The sequence below is a fragment of the Bartonella sp. DGB2 genome, from assembly GCF_046843095.1.
Classification (GTDB): Bacteria; Pseudomonadota; Alphaproteobacteria; order Rhizobiales; family Rhizobiaceae; genus Bartonella.
Genome location: NZ_CP177325.1, coordinates 66246 through 86557 on the forward strand (window position 1 = coordinate 66246; position 20312 = coordinate 86557).

Annotated in this window: 18 protein-coding genes; 6 read left to right on the forward strand and 12 right to left on the reverse strand. The window is 44.2% G+C overall.

The annotated features are described in order from the left end of the window. Nucleotides 1-7 precede the first annotated feature (7 nt). From ACK28X_RS00375 to ACK28X_RS00420, 10 genes are all read right to left on the reverse strand, one after another. On the reverse strand, nucleotides 8-334 hold the full coding sequence (locus ACK28X_RS00375) for a GIY-YIG nuclease family protein (protein WP_412057737.1): 327 nt from the start codon (nucleotides 332-334) through the stop codon (nucleotides 8-10). Further along, on the reverse strand, nucleotides 316-2199 hold the full coding sequence (locus ACK28X_RS00380; RefSeq protein ID WP_412057738.1) for a DNA polymerase: 1884 nt from the start codon (nucleotides 2197-2199) through the stop codon (nucleotides 316-318). Before ACK28X_RS00380 ends, ACK28X_RS00375 begins: the two co-directional genes overlap by 19 nt. An 8-nt stretch (nucleotides 2200-2207) precedes the next feature. After that, a complete protein-coding gene (locus ACK28X_RS00385; RefSeq protein ID WP_412057739.1) occupies nucleotides 2208-3821 on the reverse strand; it encodes a DnaB-like helicase C-terminal domain-containing protein in 1614 nt (537 codons plus the stop codon). A gap of 131 nt (nucleotides 3822-3952) precedes the next feature. Beyond that, nucleotides 3953-4423: a hypothetical protein gene (locus ACK28X_RS00390; protein ID WP_412057740.1), complete on the reverse strand. Its 471-nt coding sequence runs from the start codon at nucleotides 4421-4423 to the stop codon at nucleotides 3953-3955. Beyond that, on the reverse strand, nucleotides 4392-5126 hold the full coding sequence (locus ACK28X_RS00395) for a hypothetical protein (RefSeq protein ID WP_412057741.1): 735 nt from the start codon (nucleotides 5124-5126) through the stop codon (nucleotides 4392-4394). Before ACK28X_RS00395 ends, ACK28X_RS00390 begins: the two co-directional genes overlap by 32 nt. Before the next feature lie 11 nt (nucleotides 5127-5137). Continuing rightward, nucleotides 5138-5395: a hypothetical protein gene (locus ACK28X_RS00400; protein WP_412057742.1), complete on the reverse strand. Its 258-nt coding sequence runs from the start codon at nucleotides 5393-5395 to the stop codon at nucleotides 5138-5140. Further along, on the reverse strand, nucleotides 5392-5565 hold the full coding sequence (locus tag ACK28X_RS00405; protein WP_412057743.1) for a hypothetical protein: 174 nt from the start codon (nucleotides 5563-5565) through the stop codon (nucleotides 5392-5394). Before ACK28X_RS00405 ends, ACK28X_RS00400 begins: the two co-directional genes overlap by 4 nt. A gap of 42 nt (nucleotides 5566-5607) precedes the next feature. Beyond that, nucleotides 5608-8052, reverse strand: a complete 2445-nt coding sequence (locus ACK28X_RS00410; protein WP_412057744.1) for a DNA-directed RNA polymerase — start codon at nucleotides 8050-8052, stop codon at nucleotides 5608-5610. A gap of 318 nt (nucleotides 8053-8370) precedes the next feature. Next, on the reverse strand, nucleotides 8371-8742 hold the full coding sequence (locus tag ACK28X_RS00415; protein WP_412057745.1) for a hypothetical protein: 372 nt from the start codon (nucleotides 8740-8742) through the stop codon (nucleotides 8371-8373). Nucleotides 8743-8771: 29 nt separating this feature from the next. Then, nucleotides 8772-9716, reverse strand: a complete 945-nt coding sequence (locus ACK28X_RS00420) for a DMT family transporter (protein WP_412057746.1) — start codon at nucleotides 9714-9716, stop codon at nucleotides 8772-8774. 408 nt (nucleotides 9717-10124) lie between these two features. Between ACK28X_RS00420 and pepN the strand changes: the two genes are divergently transcribed. Both pepN and ACK28X_RS00430 read left to right on the forward strand, forming a co-directional pair. Then, nucleotides 10125-12740, forward strand: coding sequence for an aminopeptidase N (gene pepN / locus ACK28X_RS00425; protein WP_412057747.1), 2616 nt, complete (start codon nucleotides 10125-10127; stop codon nucleotides 12738-12740). Between the two features lie 209 nt (nucleotides 12741-12949). After that, complete coding sequence (locus tag ACK28X_RS00430; protein ID WP_412057748.1) at nucleotides 12950-15265, forward strand: PAS domain-containing sensor histidine kinase; 2316 nt, start codon at nucleotides 12950-12952, stop codon at nucleotides 15263-15265. Nucleotides 15266-15574: 309 nt separating this feature from the next. Here ACK28X_RS00430 and ACK28X_RS00435 read toward each other — a convergent pair whose 3' ends face one another. Continuing rightward, nucleotides 15575-16477 (reverse strand): LysR family transcriptional regulator, encoded by a 903-nt coding sequence (locus tag ACK28X_RS00435; RefSeq protein ID WP_412057749.1) that lies wholly within the window; start codon nucleotides 16475-16477, stop codon nucleotides 15575-15577. Between the two features lie 53 nt (nucleotides 16478-16530). Beyond that, nucleotides 16531-17478, reverse strand: coding sequence for a thioredoxin-disulfide reductase (gene trxB, locus ACK28X_RS00440; RefSeq protein WP_412057750.1), 948 nt, complete (start codon nucleotides 17476-17478; stop codon nucleotides 16531-16533). A 288-nt stretch (nucleotides 17479-17766) separates the two neighbouring features. On the opposite strand from trxB, the gene ACK28X_RS00445 reads away from it, so the two are divergent. The 4 genes from ACK28X_RS00445 (at nucleotide 17767) to nrdH (ending at nucleotide 20306) form a co-directional block, all read left to right on the forward strand. Continuing rightward, the gene (locus ACK28X_RS00445) at nucleotides 17767-19167 is read left to right on the forward strand and encodes a TrkH family potassium uptake protein (RefSeq protein WP_412058317.1); all 1401 of its coding nucleotides are present in this window, start codon (nucleotides 17767-17769) and stop codon (nucleotides 19165-19167) included. Nucleotides 19168-19251: 84 nt separating this feature from the next. Then, nucleotides 19252-19722 carry an Lrp/AsnC family transcriptional regulator gene (locus ACK28X_RS00450; protein ID WP_412057751.1) on the forward strand — a complete coding sequence of 157 codons (471 nt, stop codon included), beginning with the start codon at nucleotides 19252-19254 and terminating at the stop codon, nucleotides 19720-19722. A 201-nt stretch (nucleotides 19723-19923) separates the two neighbouring features. Then, on the forward strand, nucleotides 19924-20076 hold the full coding sequence (locus ACK28X_RS00455; RefSeq protein ID WP_412057752.1) for a hypothetical protein: 153 nt from the start codon (nucleotides 19924-19926) through the stop codon (nucleotides 20074-20076). Continuing rightward, entirely contained in the window at nucleotides 20073-20306 is a 234-nt protein-coding gene (nrdH, locus tag ACK28X_RS00460) for a glutaredoxin-like protein NrdH (RefSeq protein ID WP_412057753.1), read from the forward strand. The genes ACK28X_RS00455 and nrdH overlap by 4 nt, the downstream gene beginning before the upstream one ends. The last annotated feature ends 6 nt before the right edge of the window (nucleotides 20307-20312 follow it).

Consider the following 20312-nt stretch of genomic DNA (forward strand, 5'->3'; position numbering starts at 1 on the left):
TCTCTCCTTAAGCTAAGTGTTCCTCCTTGACTCTATCAATCAAAAGGCAAGCGTCGTCGGGGTGAAGGGCTAACCATTCGCCGCGGCGTTCACATTGCTTGAATGTTTGGAAAAAATGGCGTTCTGCCGCCCAAATATTCTGAAAGTAGCGATAATAATAAAGGAGGAAATCGCGGTATGGGCTTGCCGTTTGGTAAGAGCGGTAGCGCGATAAAAGATCGGTCGTGCGTCCTACTTTACTATAATACGGCCATGCTGGATTGGTCATGACATAAAGAAACCCGCCGCCCTTATTGCGCCGTAGATCTTTTTGTCTTAGTGCGTGTGCGCCCATGTCTCACCTGAAACGGCGTTACCCGCTAAGGGGCAAGCAAAGTTAAACGCTTCACCCGCCAAGCGTATAGAGTCGGGCGCCGCCTTCATAACAAAGGCAACGTGGGGTGGACGTACATCAATTTGCCATTCATCATGGATATTGGCGCAAAACTCATAATCTTTACGTGGGATAAGTCCTGCTTGTTTGAGATTTTGATCTAAAATGACAAGGGCTTGTTTCATGAACAAAGCCCCTGCTGATTGGAGGAGTGTGTTCAAAGCGCCATGTTGAGAGCGTACCAAAAGGCGCCCGCCGTCAATGGCTTTTAAAAAGCCGCGTTTTTGTACACGCTCTTTGACTGCATTAACCAATTGACCTAAAGCGGGAAGTGCTACCAAAAAGGCGTTACGTGAGCTTTTACCGCTTTGGGCAATCTTCTTATCAGAACCGTTCGCCCCCATAATAAGGCCTAGTTTTAAATCCCCCGCTCCATAGATGAAAGCATAAAACCACGTTTTAGCAATATCGCGCCCTGATGCCTCTCTACTCTCAACCTTATAGAGGGCTTTTGGGTCAAGCCCTAAAGCGCGGGCATTGACCGAATGCATATCTGTGCCTTGAGCTTTATCGCCTGATAGCACCGTTTGGATATACGCGCCCTCATCATAGCGCGCCATATAGCCCGCTAAACACCTTAACTCTAAGGCATCAGCATCACAACCAACCAGCACAAAGCCTTCTGTTGCTCTAAAGAGCGCGCGGCATTCCTTGCCAAACGCTGAGGCGCTATTTGGAACTTGCGCCATATTAGGGTTTTGGTGGGTCATACGCCGTGTTACTGCGCCTAATGTATTGACGCGTCCATGAATACGCCCCTTTTGTTCAAGTTTTAACCATGCTTGGTTTCCTTCGTATAATTGACCAATACGTTTGGATAACATCATATAACGCGCTAATTGCTTGACTTGCGGCCAAGGCAATTTAGCCAAGATCGTTTCGTCCAATTGTGGTTTACCCGAAGGGGTAAAGGCTTTTGGTTTCCAGCCAAACAATTTCTGTAGACGATTGGCAATATGATGTGTGGAGTTTGGATTGAAGTGTAAGTATTTTATCTTTTGATATGTGACTCCTTCTGCAATGAGTTGTCCTTTAAAACGGTGGGTTTGTTTGGCAACTTTGGGTACGCCGTCGGGCTCTATCCACATGCCAAAAGTTTTCTGCAAGTCTTCGTTAAGTGCCTCGCGCTCACTTATAAGTTCAAGATAGAATTGTTGGGCGCGCGCCTTATCAAAGGCAAACCCCCATTGAGTTTGACGCGCTAAGATTTTGGCTACTTGTATTTCTAAGCTTATGGCCTTCTCACACCCCTTACTCTTTTCTAACAAGTGCTTATAAAGAACGTGGGTGAGTGCAACATCTTGTTCACAATAAAGGCGCATGTCTTCGCTATAGGCCGCCCAAGGGTCAAGGCCTTTGGCTTGCATAAGTTGTGCATAATCGCCCTTATAGTTACCAAAACGATAGCCGAAAGCCTCTAGACTATAGCGGCCAAGAAGGGTGGAAGGCAAACGCCCCTTTTTGATGAGATTATGATCTATATCGCTAATTTGCGGCCAAATAAGACGCGCAAAGACTAAGGTGTCAATAAGCGCGCCCTTTGCTTCAAACTTTGGATAGAGCTTTTGAATGACGGGAAGGTCAAAGCCAATAATATTATGGCCAATAAGGCGTTCTGCTTGGCTTAAGAGCGCTATACCTTGCTCCATAGTCTCTTGTGTAAAAGAAGATATTTGCCCTGTTTTAAGATCCTTAATAACAAGGCAATGTATTTTACTCACCTTAGGCAAAAGGCCGTCGGTTTCGATATCAAAGATAAGTTCCATATAAGCTCCTAAAAAGGAGATAAGGCCTCCTCTTGTTCTAATGTTGGTGAGAAAATGTTTGGTGCATCCTGTAAGCGCCCCGTTTGTGGCGTATAAACCAAGTGACCCGCAAAGCCTGTGTCACCGGTGTGGCGGCTTTTGAGAACACGTAACGTTGTGCAGTTTTTATCTTCGGATTGCGTATTGCGTTCTAGGCCAATGACATAATCTGAATAATTGGCAATGGTTGCTGAGCCGCGTAAATGAGATAAAGAGATTTCGGCGCCGTTTTCATGGCCTTTATCGCCGCCAATACGTTTTAAATGAGAAACCAAAAGAAGACCTATTTTAAGTTCTTGCGTTAGTTTTTCTAACGTAGCCATGATGTGATCTATAAGACGACGCTCGTCATTTTCCATTGAGCCGGAAACCAAAAATGATAAGTGATCAAGGATAATAAATTGACACTCACAACCTACCGCCATATAGCGAATTTTGTCGACAATCGTATCAAGATCAGTAACGCCGAAATGTTCATAAAAACAAAGGCGTCTCGTATCTAGTGCCGCTTCTATACCTCTATTGCGTTCGTCTTCGCTAAGGTCATTCCATACAAGGTGAGTGGGCTTATCAATAGCTAAGCCAACCATGGCAAGTGCTGTACGTTGCATACTCTCTTCAAGCATGAGCATACCTACGCTGTGACCTGATTTTAGGAAATGATAAGCACATTCACGTACCAAAGTGGATTTGCCAATCCCCGTACCAGCGGCGAATGTCCACAATTCCCCAAGTCGTATACCTTGGGTCTTTTCCATTAAGCCTTCATAAGGAAGTGTAAAGCCTTGCTTAGTGTCATATTGTTTCACAAGTTCTTTTACTTCATTAGCATAAGAAATCCCTTTAGGACGATAGGGTTTTGCCCCGAAAATGGCGTCGACCACTTCGCTATGGCGTTTGGCTTTGAGCATCTCGTTTGCATCTTTGAGTGGCAAGAGCGCAACGCGTAACTTACCTGTCGGAAACTGGAGTGTAGAACATTGACTAACCGCCCGTAGTCCTGCCTCGTCATTATCAAACATCAATACGACTTCTTCAAAGCGATTAAGCCATTCAAAGGATTTTTGTAGAGCCCGTTTAGCCCCTGCCGCCCCCGTTGGAAGAGAGACAACCGGCCATTTATGATTTTGGATTTGCGAAACCGAAAGCGCGTCAAGTTCACCTTCCGTGATCACCACCCGCTTACCACCGTCACGCCATAAATGTTGCCCATAAAGGCCAACGGCTTTGGTATCGCCTAAGAATTTAAAGCTCTTGTCGTCAAAGCGTAGCTTTTGGGCAATAGGGCGCCCCATATCATCGCAATAATGAGCAATATGTACTTTCCTATCTTGATAGGTTGATATGGTGTAGCGCCATTTCTCGCAAGTCTCTTTTGTTAAACACCTTGAAGAAATACTCTTAGCCTCACCCATAGCGCAAAGGCCTATATAAGGACTGGGGGCGCTTACGCCTTTGGCTTTCTCGTAATATTGACAACCAAAGCAATAGCCGTGACCGTCCGTATAACGCGCTAGATTATCCTTAGAGCCACAGTTTGGGCATGGTTCGTGGGTGACAAATTCTGCATCTAAAGACTCCATACATAGCTCCAAAATAAGGTGGACTCATATAAGAAGATCAGTCCAGTAATGATAATAAGGGTGGTGAAAGCGGTTAGCTTTGGGTCAAACATTGGCTTTGACCTGTTCTAATTGAACGACTCATGAATACCTCACAAAGTAAGCGTGGATGATTTGATGCTGGAAAGGGCGTTGAGACGATGTGGACAAGGGGGCTCTAAGAGCCAATCTTTGGGAATACAACGAACGCTATAGAGAAAGCCGTGTTGTTCACACCACTTGCCATAAGTGGTAGGGGAACTTTTGGACAATTTTGTTTTAGCGTTTGAGAAGACAAACCGAATATCAAGAGCGCTATGTTCACTTTTAATGTATTTATGCTTTTGGCGATCAGCGGTGATAAAGCGCCCCTTTGTCTCTATGATAATCCCATTGGGCAAGATAAAGTCGGGCGTATAGTGACGCAATTTGCTTGGCGGTGTATAGGGAATTTTTAGGCTCTCATAAGCCCCGTCAATTCCTAAACGCTTCAATTGTTGCGCTACAAGTTCTTCAAGCCCCGAACGATATCCTGCCCTTATGCCCCTTGCTCTAGAAGTCGGCGTCTTCGTCGCAAGCATCATCAGCTCGACTACTTTCGCTCTGATCAAAGGACGTCGTGTCTTCGTTCTCGCCCGCAAAGCAATACCCTTCGTCATTGCCACTAAAGCCGTAAGATTGAGCATTTTGACCGCCCTCGCGATTGACAAGCTCTATAATTTGTACAGCGTTCAAGCGCGCGGTTAACCCATATGTTCCAGAAGAGGCAACCAAATAAGGAAGATAATCAGCGTTAATAATCGCTTGACTTCCGCTCCAGATTTCTAGTTTCTTATCAATCCTTTTAGGGGGTGTAGAGGCGTCAAAGAGCGGCGGGGGTGACGATTGCCAAGTTTTGCTGTCTTTACCTACGCCGCTTGCTTTCTTCTTGAAACGGAATTCAATCTCACCTAGGGGCTCTTCTGTTGTATCATCGTAGAGCTCTGAATAAGGGGCTTGTGCCTTAAGGCCGCCGCCTCGCTCAATATCTTTGCGGGTTTTTACCGGTAACTGCTCTAATTGCTCTTCTGCCCATTGTTTGGCTTGCTCCATGAAGGCATCTAGCTTTTCTATAAAGGCTTGGGTCGTTGGGGCTTGTGCCTTTAAAATAAGCCGTGTGTTGTAAGAGCCTTCTTTATTGGGAAAGGCTTGTGTGCCATAGTCCACCTCGCTAAGGTGGGGGTATTTTAAAAGGCCTTTTGGTGTGTTGAGTCTAAGCCGTGGTCTATCTTGTGTGGTGTTTGCCATGAGTAAAGTTCCTAAAATTCGAATTGCATGTAATTGTGAAGAGCGCGCAAAGCCGGTGCCTGTTCAGCTTCTTTGGAATAAAGAATGTTATTAGCTACGGTGAACACATCGCCAACCTCTATTCTCTTCTTGCGGCAATAGCTTAGAAGGGTAATTGCAAAGGCGGTTGCTTGGATTTCTTTTGGAGATGTATCAGTTTCTTTGAGTTGCTTAAGGCTTGCTTGTCCGACAGTTTGGGGTGATAGAGAATGTAAAAGGTCACGGTTCATTTTGACTTCTTTCCAATAAGCTTTTGTGAAAGCGCAATGTTGATGAGAATTTTACGAAGACGTGAGAATTGTTTGTGGGTTAAGTCTCTGCGAACAAAGGTTCCACCCTCGACGATAATGTCGTCATGCAGGGCGCCAAAGTGGAGCGTAAATAAATGTTTTGATTGCATCAGAATATCTTTCTTTCTTCCTTAAGGGTAGGGTAATTAAAATTAAGCAAAAAAGTAGGGGCTTTGAGCGATCGCCTTAAGCTCTAGACCGCCTATAAAGGGGGGCTCTGCTACCTCGTCTTGACGCTCTATAGGAATGACTTCCTGTTTGAAGTTGGTTAAGACGTCTTGGCCTTGATAAAGTTTGATAAAGGCTTGGCGCAAAAGGCGTGCCAATTGCGGGGCATGTGCGGCGTGAGTGCCATAACTATCATGCACCATAGCGAAAGCCTCTATCCCCGCCTTGACAGCCTCATCAACCGTGAAGAAAAGCGCGCTAGCGTCTAAGGAATGAACAAAGTTAGGGGCTACGCCGTTGACATGACGCGTTTTGTTAAGTTCCTTATCTTGTTCTATATAAATTCTCGGGTGATAGGCGGTACCAAAGAGCGCGGTTTCTATACGTTTTACCTTTAATGCAGGGTAATATTGATAGACGGGAAAGCCCGTAGGCGTTGTCCAATGTACCGCTTGCCCGTCCTTGGCAACCATAGCGGCGATTGAGCGCAACCACGCCATAGCCAATCTAGCCGAAATAACAACATCATCTATCGCCTCCCAGATATGCTTAGCTATCCATTTACTATCCTTGGCTAAAACATTACCGCTCTTTGCAAGCTGGTTATCGCGTTGAGAAACCTCTTCATAAACGTACTTTTGACAAGCATCAAATGTGCCGCCATAGGGTAAGATCATAACGGGGCGTTTCGTTAGACTCCGGTCAATACCAAACTTTAACCATTGTTGCGCTAAAGCTTGCTCCTCATCAGTACCGTTCTCTATAAGTTCCTTTAGACGTTCACGAGTCGATAAAGCTACACGTTCGTAAATGTCTTGCGGCTTTTGAGAGGGAACAAGGTTGACCGCTTCACCCGCTACGGGGTCACCTAACATCGCGGCGTAATGCTGTAAACCATTGCATGAGCCGTCCATGGCAATAGGAAGACTACTATAGAATACCTCGCCCTTAGCTTTCGCCTCTACGCCCTTTGCCCATTCAAAACACCATGCCAAAAAGCAAAAGGGGTTTTTAGCCTTTGTCCACCATAGGTCGTCTAACGGCTCCTTTGCTATTGCACATATACGCGCGCTATGCTCTTGCGCAAAGGTCAACCTCTGTTCAAAATTGCTATCACCTGCGCCGTAGCAATTAGCACCATGAATGGCTAACCAATCCCAAGCCTCTTGCTCTACAATAGCTTCACCCTTAGCAAAGGTGAGAAGGCCTTTAGCAAGATCTGTGCCTTGGGGTGATAGACCTGTTACAACTGAATAGACACGACCACGAAAGTCTAAATGATAGGGAAAGTAAATGGCTTCATAGGAGGTGAAGTCGCGCGCCGTTGTTAAGGTTTTAATGGTTAGAATACGACGACTCGCTAATACACAATTGTAATCATAGACACGCGCCGCATCTTGTCGCCAAGCCTTTCGACTCACTTCGTTAGTGTCAATGTCATAAGGCTTTGGTGGTAAGGAAAGATCTTCACTTGGAAGACCAGCCAAGCCGCTTCCTTGTTCATAGAGGTAAAGGGCGGCCTCTAGCACACGAGAATTAACTTTCCATGGTGTTTGCTGTAGAGCATTGACCACACGATAGGTGAGCGAAAGATCAGCCTTTTTGAGTAAACGCTTATGAGCACGACTGCGGGTGCGTACAAGGGATAAAGGATAGGCTAAAGCCTCTGTATGATAACCACCACCTTTGAGAGACGTCCAGTCTTTGGGTGGAATGACACAAGGCAAATAATGGGGGTGCATAATCTCGCATTGGGTATTGAGACTCGCTATCCATGTTAAAAAACGCTCAGTCGCTATAACAACACGATAGGTTTTTTTGTGCCGCCGAACTTGATTAACCTCTAGAAAGCCCGTGGACAAGCATAAAAGCTCTATGAGTTTAATCCCTACAAGACACTTTTCGGATTGTGTCCAGCGTATAGCGTTCTGTTCTTCTTCCGTTTGATTACTACGCATAAGCCGGTTGAGTGCATTACGCCTATAAGCACCGTCCAAGCTTTCTTTGTTAAGATTTTTGAGTGCTAAATGAGCAATAGAGCTATGGTTTTTGGAAAAATGATAAAAACGTTCCTCAGCCTCTAGATACTCACCAATACGAATGGCAAGCTTAGGTAGCTCGCGCTCTTGGACAAAGCCATCAAGCGTCGCCTTTAGCGTTATATAAGCTAATTTGCTTGGTTCAAATTGTTTTAATTTAGGTGCCGTGGAATGTTTACGCCCTACCTTTTTGCGTTCAGTCTCTTTGAGAAAATTAGTAATGGCTTTTGCTAAAGGTTCAACCGCTGATAGCAAAGCTGTACGAACACTTTTGCTCTCTGAGTCACGACCTTGGTCACACCATTTTTGATAAGTTGCTTGGAACTGTTCAGCCCCTAAGTCCCGCATTTTGGCTTCTATCTTGACTTGTTCCGCCACAAGATCAATCATTAAAAAATCCCTTTTTGGTCACAACATAGGACACAACCAAAAAATCAATGACGACAAAGGAGTGCTTTATCGTCGTTAGGTTTTTTGACGTGACCAACGAATTTGAATAAGGAATTGCGGGGGCTAGAGCCCCGCTTTCCGGTTCAAGACCGAAGGCATTTTTAAGAAATTAAAGGGGAAATTTAGGGGAAGGTCGAATATAAAAATTTATTATAATACTCAAAGCTAATATTATTATAAATAAACATTTTTGCGATCTATGCTTGCGATTGTAAATGATATATTGCAAAATATTTAGGCGTAGCTGAGTTTGTGTACTCAATCACAGCGCTTAGGCAGAGAGCGCCGGCGGTACCCGCGTTTGCGCAACCAATGGCTCAGAGTAGCAGAACAAACAGAAAGGCCATGCCTGCGCGCCAATTGTATCACTATTTCCTGTAAAGTGAGGGATGGCATTTGGCGATAAAGCCCTAAAAGGAAATCCTGATAAGGGTCTAAACAAGACCCATTACGTTGATTAGCTTTTGCAGCTAATTCGCCTCTTTTACCGCGGGCAACCCAACGTACCGCGGTGGCTGGTGCTACGCCACAACGCCTGCCAGCTTCCCGCGCTGTGCACCCTTCTTGATAAGCTTGATAAACAGCCTTTCTCAAATCATAACTCAAAGGACGGCCCATAATCTTCCCCATACTACAATTTAATATAGGATCGCCGCTTTTTATGTCGATATGGTCTTGTTTTTAATGCGCTTCAAATGCGCTTCGCGACCAACAATAAACATACCTGAGGCTACCACCAACACAACACCAAATACCATATGCAGGGTTGGAGTTTCATGAAAGATAAAATAACCACCCAAAAGCGCCCAAATGATGGACGTGTAGTCAAAGGGGGCGACGATAGAAGCTTCTGCATGACGATAGGCTTGAGTCATAAAAATCTGTGCTACACCGCCTAAGATACCTGCCACAACTAAAAGTATAACAAGATAAAGATCTGGTTTCACCCAGCCAAAGGGTACCGTCAAAAGCGAAAGGACACTTGATGAAATCATAAAATAAATAATAATAGTAGGCGTCTTTTCAGTAAATACCAGCTTACGCACTAAAATCATCGCAATCGCTGTTAAAATAGTAGATAGTAAAACTGCTACCACACCCAAGCGCACGCCATTATCAAGGTTATCACTACCTAAAAGAGTTAAGCGTGGCCAAGCGATAATCAGAACTCCTGCAAGGCCAATAAAAACTGCACTCCAGCGATAAAAGCGTACCTTTTCACGCAAAATAATCGCCGACAACGCTAATAAAATCAAAGGTTCGCCATAACCAATAGCGACTACCTCTGGCAGAGGCAAAAAGGTTAAGGCAAAAAAGTATAAAAACATAGCTATTGTACCAAACAGACCGCGTGACACATGACCGACAATGTTACGCGTATAGAAAGCTCCCAAAAAATTGCCTTGGAATACAGTCCAAACAAATACAGGGATAAGCCCAAAAAACGAACGGAAAAAGCTTAACTCCCCAGCGGGTACACCGTCAGCTGCCTTCAAAAATATAAACATCAGTGAAAAACAACCCACTGACAAAAGCTTCATCATAATGCCCAAAAAAGCATTACCTGAAGGCTGAGCGTGGATTAGCTTCTTTTTGCTAGCCATAATCTTTTATCCATAGAGAAAAATAAGTGAGAAGGCTTAACAGGAAACTATTTAAATGACAATGCTACGCTCAAGTGTAACGCAATAATACTACAATTAACGCTTATATGTAAAAGTCTAAGACACCAATTATCGCCCGTTTAAATCTTTTCCAATAGACTCTAAGCCATGCATATGCGCTTACGCTTGTAATCTTGTAAAAACTGGTATAACGTTAAGTATCATTCCCATTCATGCTATCAAAATAATGTAACACATTCCACCGTGTAGAAAGAAAAGTCACGCGCTCATCCTGTTGATAATGTTATCTAAAGGTAGCCGCTTTGTGGTTTCTTCATGCATTGTATGGTCTATTATATACTAGCATTGACAATTAATAAGCACATAACCACTCAGAGAGGATCATAAATGCAGCCCAATACCCTGCCTTATCGATTAGAAAATTACCAGCCAACCCCTTATGCCCTCCCTAAAACCGAACTCTGCTTCCGCCTCTCCCCTAATGAAACGATTGTTGACGCAAAACTAACTTTTTCGCCCCGTCATAGTACAAAGCCCCATACACCGCTTATTCTTGATGGCGATGACCTCAATCTTCTGGCTATCACTCTTAATGGCATGCCACTTGATAAAAGCGCCTATCACGCCAATGACAAAAAACTCGAAATTTTTATGCCACCAAGCGGTGATTTTACTCTTGAGCTTACCACTACGATTAATCCAGAAAAAAACCTAGAGCTCATGGGGCTCTATCTAACTAATGGAATTTATTGCACCCAATGTGAAGCCGAAGGTTTCCGTCGTATTACCTATTTTTACGATAGACCGGATGTCCTGTCCACCTATTACGTGCGCCTTGAAGCCGACCAAAAAACAGCGCCAATCTTGCTTTCCAATGGTAATCTCATCGAAAAAGGCGTCTTAAAAGATGGACGCCATTTTACTATATGGCATGATCCTTTCCCAAAGCCTTCTTACCTTTTCGCCCTTGTTGGAGGAGTGCTGGACCAATTAGAAGATAGTTTTACTACCCAATCAGGCCGCGAGGTCAAATTAAATATTTATGTTGAACAAGGCAATCGCCACCGCAGCCTTTTTGCAATGGATGCCCTGAAACGGGCGATGGCATGGGATGAAACACGTTTCGGCCGCGAATATGACCTTGATATTTTTAATATTGTTGCTGTATCAGCCTTTAATATGGGAGCTATGGAAAATAAGGGATTGAATATTTACAACGATCAATACATCCTCGCCGACCCCCAGACTGCTACTGACAACGACTATATGTTGATTGAAGCAGTGATTGCTCATGAATATTTTCACAATTGGACAGGCAACCGCATTACCTGCCGCGATTGGTTTCAGCTATGCCTCAAAGAAGGGTTAACTGTTTTCCGCGACCATTCTTTTTCAAGCGATGTTCGGGGAGCGGGCGTAACCCGCATCAAGGAGATCAACGATCTAAAACTTCATCAATTCTCAGAAGATGCCGGGCCTCTCGCGCATCCTGTCCGTCCACGCGAATATAATGAGATTAATAATTTCTATACCATGACAGTTTATGAAAAAGGCGCAGAAGTGGTGCGCATGCTTCATACAATTTTGGGCGAAACCCTTTTCCGTAAAGGAATGGATCTTTATTTCAACCGCTATGATGGGCAAGCTGCTACGGTTGAAGATTTTATATCTTGTTTTGCAGAAGTATCGGGGCGTGATTTTAGCCAATTTTTCCTTTGGTATGAGCAAGCAGGCACGCCTCAAGTAAAGGTGGAAAGCCAATATGAGGGAGGTGCTCTCACCCTGACCCTCACCCAAACCATACCTCCTACGCCCCAACAAGAAGAAAAGCAGCCCATGCTTATTCCCATCGCCTTTGGCCTTTTGGGGCGTAATGGACAAGATATGACCTATACGTCTGACTTAAATGCGCAAAATGGTTTGTTACTTTTAAGTAAAAAGCAACAAACCTTCCGTTTTAGCGGTTTGAAGGAAGCGCCCATTCTTTCACTTTTGCGTGGATTTTCCGCCCCTATCATCTTAAAAAGCGAACAAAGTGATGACGAACGCGTTTTCCTTGCACGCCATGATAAAGATCAGGTTAACCGCTGGCTCGCCTTACAAGAGCTTTATACCAAAGCGATGAGCGCAATGGTAAAGGGAGAAGAAGCGCATCTGCCCGCCTCTTTAAGTGCCCTGACCGCGACGCTTATCCAAGATGAAGGCCTTGATTTTGCCTTCCGTGCTCTGTGTCTTAGGTTTCCAACTCCGAGAGACCTCGCCCAAACAATCAGTAAAAATATTGATCCAGATCATATTCAGTCTGTTTATCAACAGGCGCGCACTGATTTTGCCAAAGCTCACCACAGCGTAATCGCCATGCTTTATGAAGCCTTGCCTTTACAAAAACCCTACCAGCTTGATAATGATCAAGTGGGCAAAAGAACCTTGAAGAACGCGCTATTAAGTTATCTTGCGCTTTCAGAAAACGATCCGACCCGCGCTTATACTCATTTTGAAACCGCTGATAATATGACTGATAGGCTCAGTTCTCTAAGCGTCTTATGCTACGAATTCTTTAATAGCTCTGAAGCTAAGGCTGCCCGCGATGCTTACGAAGCGCGTTATAACAAGACTCCTCTCGCACTTGATAAATTCTTTGCTGTTCAAGCGCGAACAGTGAGTGAAGATAGCTTAGAACGTGTCCAAGAATTGATGCAGCATCAAGCCTTTTCACTTGATAATCCTAACCGTGTCCGCGCACTTATTGGAAGTTTTATCTCTGGCAATGAACCAGGATTCCACCGTGTAGACGGCGCAAGTTATGAATTTTTGGTTGAGATTGTCTTGAAGCTTGATAAAATTAACCCACAGGTCGCTGCTTCGTTACTCACAAAAATGGCAACGTGGAAACGTTTAGAGCCCAACCGCAGCGCTAAAGCTAAAGCGGCACTTGAAAAGGTGAAAAATAGCGCCTCTCTTTCGGCTGATGTCACCGATATTGTCAATCGGAGCTTAGCTTAATCTTGCGTATAAATACCGCGGGGACGCCCCCCGCGGATATAAACACAAAATGGTCCTTATACCCTTCTCATAGCCCCACCAGCTTTTTTCTAAACTAGAAATAATCTTTTTTGTAAAAAGTACTAGACATGGCGAATCAGTTTTGATTCATTGGACCCATTCATCGCTTAATTAAAGCGAATCAATTTTAAAAGTGCAGGGGGCCAACAATGGCGCAAATGGACGCGTATGACGCGCCCGCAAACGGGTATATACAAACAAAGCCCAGCGCTAAGCAACGGCGTATGTGGTCAGCACACATGGATCTTTTATCTGATTCCACGTATCAACGCCTTTTGCGGGTAGAACCTTGGTTGCGCCGCGCTGTTCCCTTTTTGGTGATTATTTTTATCCTCTTGCTTTCTTGTGTCCGCGTCTTTTCACTTTATCAGAATTATCAAACCTTCTATCCAGAAGTACATGATAAATTAGCGCTAACAAGTCAGGCTCTTAGCCAATCCATTGATTATACTCTTCGCCAGCAAAACGCGGTAGGCGAAGAACAAAACTTAGAGAACCAAGATCTCCAAAACATACTGAACACCTTTCAAAAAAGATATTTTGGCAAGTCATCGCCCCAAATTGCTGTGCTTGATCGTCATGGTATTGTAGTTGCTGTTTCCAACATAAAAGGACTTTTAGGTCGTCCTCTGCAGGAGGTTTTATCAGGCGCTGCGGCTCCTACTGAACCTATACAGCGATCCCTTATTTTTCCTGCATACCTCTCTGGTAAGGCAGTTATCGCAGCCCTTCACCCTTTAGAGAGTGGACAATATAGCGTTTTTATCAGCCAAAGCGAAAACGAGATCTACGCTCCATGGCGCAAAAAATTATCATTTGATATAAGTCTATTTCTAGCAGGTATAGGGGTAATCTTGGCCTTACTCTATGCCTATTATGCTCAAATTATACGCGCTCGCGATACCGATCTTATCACCGAAAAAATCCAAAACCGTATTGATATGGCCATGGCTCGCGGGCGGTGTGGTTTATGGGATTGGAATATAGCAAGCGGCCGTGTCTATTGGTCGCGCTCTATGTATGAAATGCTGGGATATGTACCACAAGATGCCTTGCTTTCAATAGCCCAAGTAGCAGAGATTATAAACCCCAATGATGCCGATCTTTACGAATTGGGGCGTGAATTAATGAATGGCGAAAAAGATTATATTGATATAAATATCCCCATGCGCCATGCTGGTGGCCACTATGTATGGATGCGTATCCGCGCAGAAATGGCTGAAGGCGAAGAGCCGCACCTTGTAGGCATTTCCTTTGACATTAGTGAACAACACCAATTTGCTGAACAAACAGCACGCGCTGACTTGCGCATTCGCGATGCTATAGAAAATATTTCTGAATCCTTTGTTTTATGGGACCCAGAGGGCTGTTTAGTTATGTCAAACAGTAAGTTTGCGGAATATGCTGCCCTGCCAAATCATATTCTCCAACCTGGCGTTCAACGAACCGCTATCGAAGCAATGGCTCGCCCAGCCCGTAGCGAATATTCAGTTGAAAGCGATGCGCAGGGCAATTTCACCAGTATCCGTCAAATGGCGGATGGAAGCTGGTTAAAGATCAATGAGCGCCGTACCCAAGATGGCGGTCTTGTTTGCATCGGCACCGATATTTCCGAATTAAAGCAACAACAAAAAAGTCTTGAAGACAGCGAAACGCGGCTTTTTGCCTTTATCCAAGATTTAAGACGAGCGCGGCAAAACGCCCAAAAGAGAGCGACAGAAGTAGAAAAACTTAATGAAAGCTTGCAAGCTGAAAAAGAACGAGCAGAAAGTGCCAACAAAGCAAAGTCAAAATTTTTGGCCAATATGTCGCATGAATTACGCACACCGCTTAATGCCATTATCGGATTTTCTGAGATTATGTTACAATCAACATTTGGCCCACTAGGTTCTGAGCGCTATCATGAGTATATGAGAGATATCCATGAATCTGGCACCCACCTTTTGACCCTAATTAATGATATGCTTGATATGTCAAAAATTGAAGCTGGCCGTTTTACTCTTGATTGTGAGATCATTAATCTTGAGCCTATAATAAATGAAGCCTTGCGCTACGTTATGCCCCAAGCCCAAGACAAAGCCATCAAAGTAGAAAGCTTAATTGCGGCCGATCTCTATAGTCACGCTGATCGACGCGCTATACGGCAAATTTTTCTTAACATTCTTTCTAATGCTGTGAAATTCACTCCAGCTGGTGGAACCATCACTGTAAAAGCCAGTGATCAAGACGACCACCTTCTTTTCACCATTGCCGATACAGGTATTGGCATCCCTGCTGCATCTATCGTGAAACTCGGCCAACCCTTTGAACAAGTAGAAAATGAGTTTACCAAAATTCACGCGGGCTCTGGGCTAGGCTTAGCCATTTCCCGTGCCCTACTTGAAGCTCATAAAGGCCAGCTTGTTATCAAGTCCAAAGAGAATAAAGGAACAATGGTTAGCATTTCCTTGCCCAAAAAATCATAAAAGCCTAAGAACTATATGTGGCACTATAATCAGAAAAAATTAAAAAAAAGCTGGGCATTAGCCCAGCTTAAACTCTGCAGAACCTAGAGAAAAAATCAATCTAAAAACCTGCAAAAGGGAACACTTAAGAAACGCAATGGGAGGAAAACGCCATCTTAAGATAGTTCTAATATAAAATCATTATCAAAAAACACAACTGCTTATAAGGCAGAGCTACCCTGCGTTATTTGCATAGCGGCGTTTGCTTACTGATATCATCAACACCCGTAAGAACACCGTGCTGCACTGAGCTTTTAAATAATCACGCGGCTAAAAAGACCAATTACGGGCTTTAGTAAATATATAATCGCTAAAAGCGCGCAGCTTTGCCGAATTTTTCAAAATCTCTGGATAGCAAAAAAATGTATCAAAAGACGGGATATCATTAATCTCTGGAAAGAGCCGCACCAACTTTTCCTCATTATGAACAATATAATCAGGCAGAACTGCAATACCTACATCCCCTATCACTGCCTTTTTTATAGAGGTTAAGTTATTGATCTGCAAAGCTGCAGTTCGTATTGCTCCATGACGAATCCCCGCGGTTTCCAACCAATTGAGACCTACAAGGTAGTTGGGTACTGGTTCACCGAAAGAAATGATACGATGACCGTCTAGGTCTTCTAAACAAGTAGGCCGTCCGTGGGTCGCGATATAATTAGCAGATGCGTAAATATGCATATGAACCGTAAAAAGGCGCCGTTGGATAAGGTCAGGCTGCTGTGGTTGATGCAAACGCACCGCACAATCGGCCCGCCGCATAGTAAGATCAATTTCAGAATCATCAAGCAAAAGCTGAATTTGTATATCTGGATAAAGCGCTAAGAATTCAGGCATACGATCAACCATCCAACCAGATCCTAGCCCTACCGTGGTCGTGACACGTAAATTACCTGATGGCTTTTCACAGCTTTCGCTCAATTTAAAACGCACGCTTTCCAAACGCATCAAAACGTCATGGGCAGTGCGGTAAAGAACCTCACCCTGCTCGGTTAAAATCAAGCCACGCGCATGCCGCTGAAACAGCGGCACCCCAACATCTTGTTCAAGCGTTGAAACTTGACGAGAAACAGCCGATTGTGAAAGGTGTAATTTTTGTGCGGCATGCGTAAAAGAGCCTGCCTCTGCGGCCGCATGAAAAACTCGTAATTTATCCCAGTCTAAAGGCGCCATCCCGATAACCTCCCATTTATCATATAATTAAACAGCGGATATTATGAACACTCCTACTGCTCAAGAAATTTTTCTACTTCTAAAGCAGCCATACAGCCTCGGCCTGCGGCTGTTACTGCTTGGCGAAAGACATCATCTGCCACATCGCCTGCGGCAAAGACACCATCAGTACTGGTTGCTGTTGAATCAGGCTTTGTCCATAAATAGCCGCCTGCCTTTTGCCGTAACTGCCCCGCAAAAATGCCTACGGCAGGCTCATGGCCAATAGCGATAAATATCCCTTCTGCCGCGCGGTCATACCTTTCACCAGTTAAAACATGCTTTAGTCGCGCCCCCATAACTACTGCCCCATTCGCGCCGCTAGCTTCCTCTCCTAGAATCTCTTCTACTTCATAATTCCATAGGATATGAACGTTATCACGCTTTAATAACCGTGCACAAAGAATTTTTTCCGCTCGCAGACTCCCCCGTCGGTGAACAAGAGTCACTGTTTTGGCTAAATGAGAGAGATAAAGCGCTTCCTCTACAGCACTATTGCCGCCACCAACAACTATCACATCTTTACCACGGAAAAAGAAGCCATCGCATGTCGCGCAAGCTGAAACCCCGCTACCCATAAACTTTTTCTCGCTTTCAAGCCCCAACCAACGTGCCTTCGCTCCCGTAGCAATGATCAAAGCATCACAACGATACATTGCTCCAGAATCGGTAGAAAGCGTAAAAGGCCGCTTCGATAGGTCAGCCTTAGTCACCACATCATAAATGATCTCAGTACCAACATTGCGCGCTTGTTGTTCCATTTGCTCCATCAACCACGGGCCAGTTACGGGCTCTGCAAAGCCGGGATAATTTTCTACATCAGTGGTAATGGTAAGCTGGCCTCCTGGCTGAAGACCCGCAATAAGAACAGGTTTCAGCATTGCGCGCGCTGCATAAATGGCCGCTGTATAGCCAGCAGGACCCGCGCCAATAATAATAACTGGTATATGGCGTTCTGACATAATATCCCTCGTAAAATTTATCTTACCGGCCCTCTATCATAGCTTTGTATACGTGCGAAGGCGCTTTCCGTAAACCGCTAGCAAAATTTACAATCTATATGAAACCCTCCCATTTTGCTTGTTGCGGTAAGGTTTAAATTTTAATACAAGTACATATAGTGCTTAATTAGTGCTAAAACCATTAAAAGCTCCGCAAGAGGGATAGATAGTATCCATAGATTGAGGCCAATCATTTTTCAATTCGTTATCAATATCTGTTCCCGTTTTGCCCTTATCATGGGCTGTAGTATGCTTTTACCAGCTTTGGTTGATCTTCACTCTGGCAACCAAGATTGGCGGGTTTTTGTGCACTCATCAATTGCTACTTTAGCTGTAGCTTTTCTAGTTTTACTCGCAACTCAAGGCGCTAAACAGCGTTTCACGCCGCGCCTTGGTTTTTTGCTCACAACCTGTTTATGGCTTACCGGTAGCTTAATCGGTGCTTTACCCCTTTATTTTTCTCCCCTGCATTTATCTATTGCACAAGCGGTTTTTGAATCGGTATCTGGGATCACTACCACGGGCGCCACCGTCATCACGGAACTAGACTACGCACCACGCGGTCTCCTTTTATGGCGTTCCCTTGTATGTTGGATTGGTGGCATAGGCTTTATCGCACTCGCACTTTTAATTTTACCTTCTTTGCGCGTAGGCGGCGTACAACTATTTGAAATGGAATCATCGGATCGTTCTGATAAAATTTTACCGCGGATCCAACAAATCGCCAATAGCATCATGGCTGCATATCTGGGTCTCACCATCATCTGCGCGCTCAGCTACTTAACCGCTGGTATGGGCCTTTTCGATGCCATAAATCATGCCATGACTACCATCCCTACCGCTGGATTTTCTACCCATGATGCCTCCTTTGGCTATTTTACTAAACATAAAGAAAGTATCCTGATCGTCTCTACAGTTTTTATGCTACTTTCAGCCATACCTTTTATTCTTTATGTAAAGTTGGTTCTTCCCGCCCGCTCCAAAAACTTATTTGAACAACAGATCATCATCTTTTTAAGCATCGTTCTTATCAGTAGTTTTATTATAGCTACTTGGCTACGCTTCAATCATAATTTACCCTTTCCCCGCGCTTTCCTCACTGCTCTATTTAATTTTTCTTCTATTATTACCACCACTGGCTACGCTTCTGAAGATTATCTCCAATGGGGCCCTTTTGCATGGGGTTTCTTTTTTGTTGCTGGCTTTATAGGTGGGTGTAGCGGCTCCACTTCAGGAGGCATAAAAATAAGCAGAATGATTATTATCGCACGCGCAAGCATGGGGCATTTTACCCAGCTAATTTCACCACATGCCGTAGTAAAATTGCGCTATGATGGTAACTATCTCTCTTCTGAACTCGTACAAAATGTTACGCTCTTCATTGTTCTTTATATGGCTTCGCTCATTATTGGTACTTTATTTTTATGTATGACAGGACTAGACTTTATCACTGCCATCACTGGTGCTTTGACAACCCTTTCGAATGTGGGACCTGGTTTTGGCCATCTCATTGGGCCTGCTGGCAATTTTGCCACAATCAATGACCAAGCTTTATGGATTTTAAGTTTCTTAATGCTAGCGGGAAGGCTTGAATTGATTACTATTTTTATCTTGTTTTCACCGGCCTTTTGGAAAAATAATCTAGGCTAAAGCCTTCATAAAACCATTGCCAAAATCTAAAAAAGTATTGAGGGTATTTAACCCTATCTGAGGCCTCTTTTGAAGATAAAATCTATGCCCATTAAAGCTGAACTTGATGCCATTGACTGGAAGATCCTCAAAGAATTGCAAAACAATGGGCGCATTACTAATGTTGAATTAGCTTCAAAAGTTGGTATTTCTGCTCCGCCTTGCTTGCGAAGAGTGCGGCGTTTGGAAGATGAGTCGATTATAAAAACCTACCAAGCTATTTTAGATGGCGCGCAAATCGGTCAAGACCTTGTGACCTTTTGTTTTGTTGGATTACACCGTCAATCAGAAATAGACTTGCGTGGCTTTGCTGCCCTTGTCTATCAATGGCCGCTAGTGCGCAAAGCTTGGATGATTTCGGGAGCATTTGACTTTTTGCTCCAATGCGTTGCTCCCAATATCACTACGTTTCAAAACTTTGTGCTCGAACACCTTACCGCTGCCGCTAATGTCGCTTCCGTACGCACGACCTTAACCATGCGCCTGATCAAAGATGAGCCCCCATTTATTCTTTAACGCTATTGTGCCTTAGCCATTCCGAGCAAAGGGGTCAAACATATATATTAAAATAATAACTAACCTAGTTCCCTGAATTCCCCTTTTAATTTCTTAAAAATGCCTTCGGTCTTGAACCGGAAAGCGGGGCTCTAGCCCCCGCAATTCCTTATTCAAATTCGTTGGTCACGTCAAAAAACCTAACGACGATAAAGCACTCCTTTGTCGTCATTCGTTTATGACGATGCGCGGGTCACGCAAAACGCGTATATTGCAGACAATGCTAGGGTTCCAGGCAAAGCAATAATCAATGGAAACATGCAGGTTTCCGGTGACACGGTAATCACCGGCGCCCTTACCGGAAAAGCGGCATGATTACAATCTATAGCAAGCCAAATTGTGTCCAATGTACAGCAACTTATCGTGTTTTGGATAAGCTCAATATATCTTATATAGTCGTTGATATATCAGAAAATAAAGATGCACAGATATTTGTGGAAAGCTTAGGTTACCGTCAAGTACCCGTTGTATTTCTTGATAAAGATAACCATTGGGCAGGTTTCAGGCCGGACAAAATAGCGGCCTTGAGTCGACCTAAAGAATAAGGGGGG

Excerpts from the sequence above, each read along its gene's own strand:
- ACK28X_RS00375 (WP_412057737.1), bottom strand. The coding sequence starts at position 334 with ATGGGCGCACACGCACTAAGACAAAAAGATCTACGGCGCAATAAGGGC.
- ACK28X_RS00380 (WP_412057738.1), bottom strand. The coding sequence starts at position 2,199 with ATGGAACTTATCTTTGATATCGAAACCGACGGCCTTTTGCCTAAGGTG.
- ACK28X_RS00385 (WP_412057739.1), bottom strand. The coding sequence starts at position 3,821 with ATGGAGTCTTTAGATGCAGAATTTGTCACCCACGAACCATGCCCAAAC.
- ACK28X_RS00390 (WP_412057740.1), bottom strand. The coding sequence starts at position 4,423 with ATGATGCTTGCGACGAAGACGCCGACTTCTAGAGCAAGGGGCATAAGG.
- ACK28X_RS00395 (WP_412057741.1), bottom strand. The coding sequence starts at position 5,126 with ATGGCAAACACCACACAAGATAGACCACGGCTTAGACTCAACACACCA.
- ACK28X_RS00400 (WP_412057742.1), bottom strand. The coding sequence starts at position 5,395 with ATGAACCGTGACCTTTTACATTCTCTATCACCCCAAACTGTCGGACAA.
- ACK28X_RS00405 (WP_412057743.1), bottom strand. The coding sequence starts at position 5,565 with ATGCAATCAAAACATTTATTTACGCTCCACTTTGGCGCCCTGCATGAC.
- ACK28X_RS00410 (WP_412057744.1), bottom strand. The coding sequence starts at position 8,052 with ATGATTGATCTTGTGGCGGAACAAGTCAAGATAGAAGCCAAAATGCGG.
- ACK28X_RS00415 (WP_412057745.1), bottom strand. The coding sequence starts at position 8,742 with ATGGGGAAGATTATGGGCCGTCCTTTGAGTTATGATTTGAGAAAGGCT.
- ACK28X_RS00420 (WP_412057746.1), bottom strand. The coding sequence starts at position 9,716 with ATGGCTAGCAAAAAGAAGCTAATCCACGCTCAGCCTTCAGGTAATGCT.
- pepN (WP_412057747.1), top strand. The coding sequence starts at position 10,125 with ATGCAGCCCAATACCCTGCCTTATCGATTAGAAAATTACCAGCCAACC.
- ACK28X_RS00430 (WP_412057748.1), top strand. The coding sequence starts at position 12,950 with ATGGCGCAAATGGACGCGTATGACGCGCCCGCAAACGGGTATATACAA.
- ACK28X_RS00435 (WP_412057749.1), bottom strand. The coding sequence starts at position 16,477 with ATGGCGCCTTTAGACTGGGATAAATTACGAGTTTTTCATGCGGCCGCA.
- trxB (WP_412057750.1), bottom strand. The coding sequence starts at position 17,478 with ATGTCAGAACGCCATATACCAGTTATTATTATTGGCGCGGGTCCTGCT.
- ACK28X_RS00445 (WP_412058317.1), top strand. The coding sequence starts at position 17,767 with ATGCTTTTACCAGCTTTGGTTGATCTTCACTCTGGCAACCAAGATTGG.
- ACK28X_RS00450 (WP_412057751.1), top strand. The coding sequence starts at position 19,252 with ATGCCCATTAAAGCTGAACTTGATGCCATTGACTGGAAGATCCTCAAA.
- nrdH (WP_412057753.1), top strand. The coding sequence starts at position 20,073 with ATGATTACAATCTATAGCAAGCCAAATTGTGTCCAATGTACAGCAACT.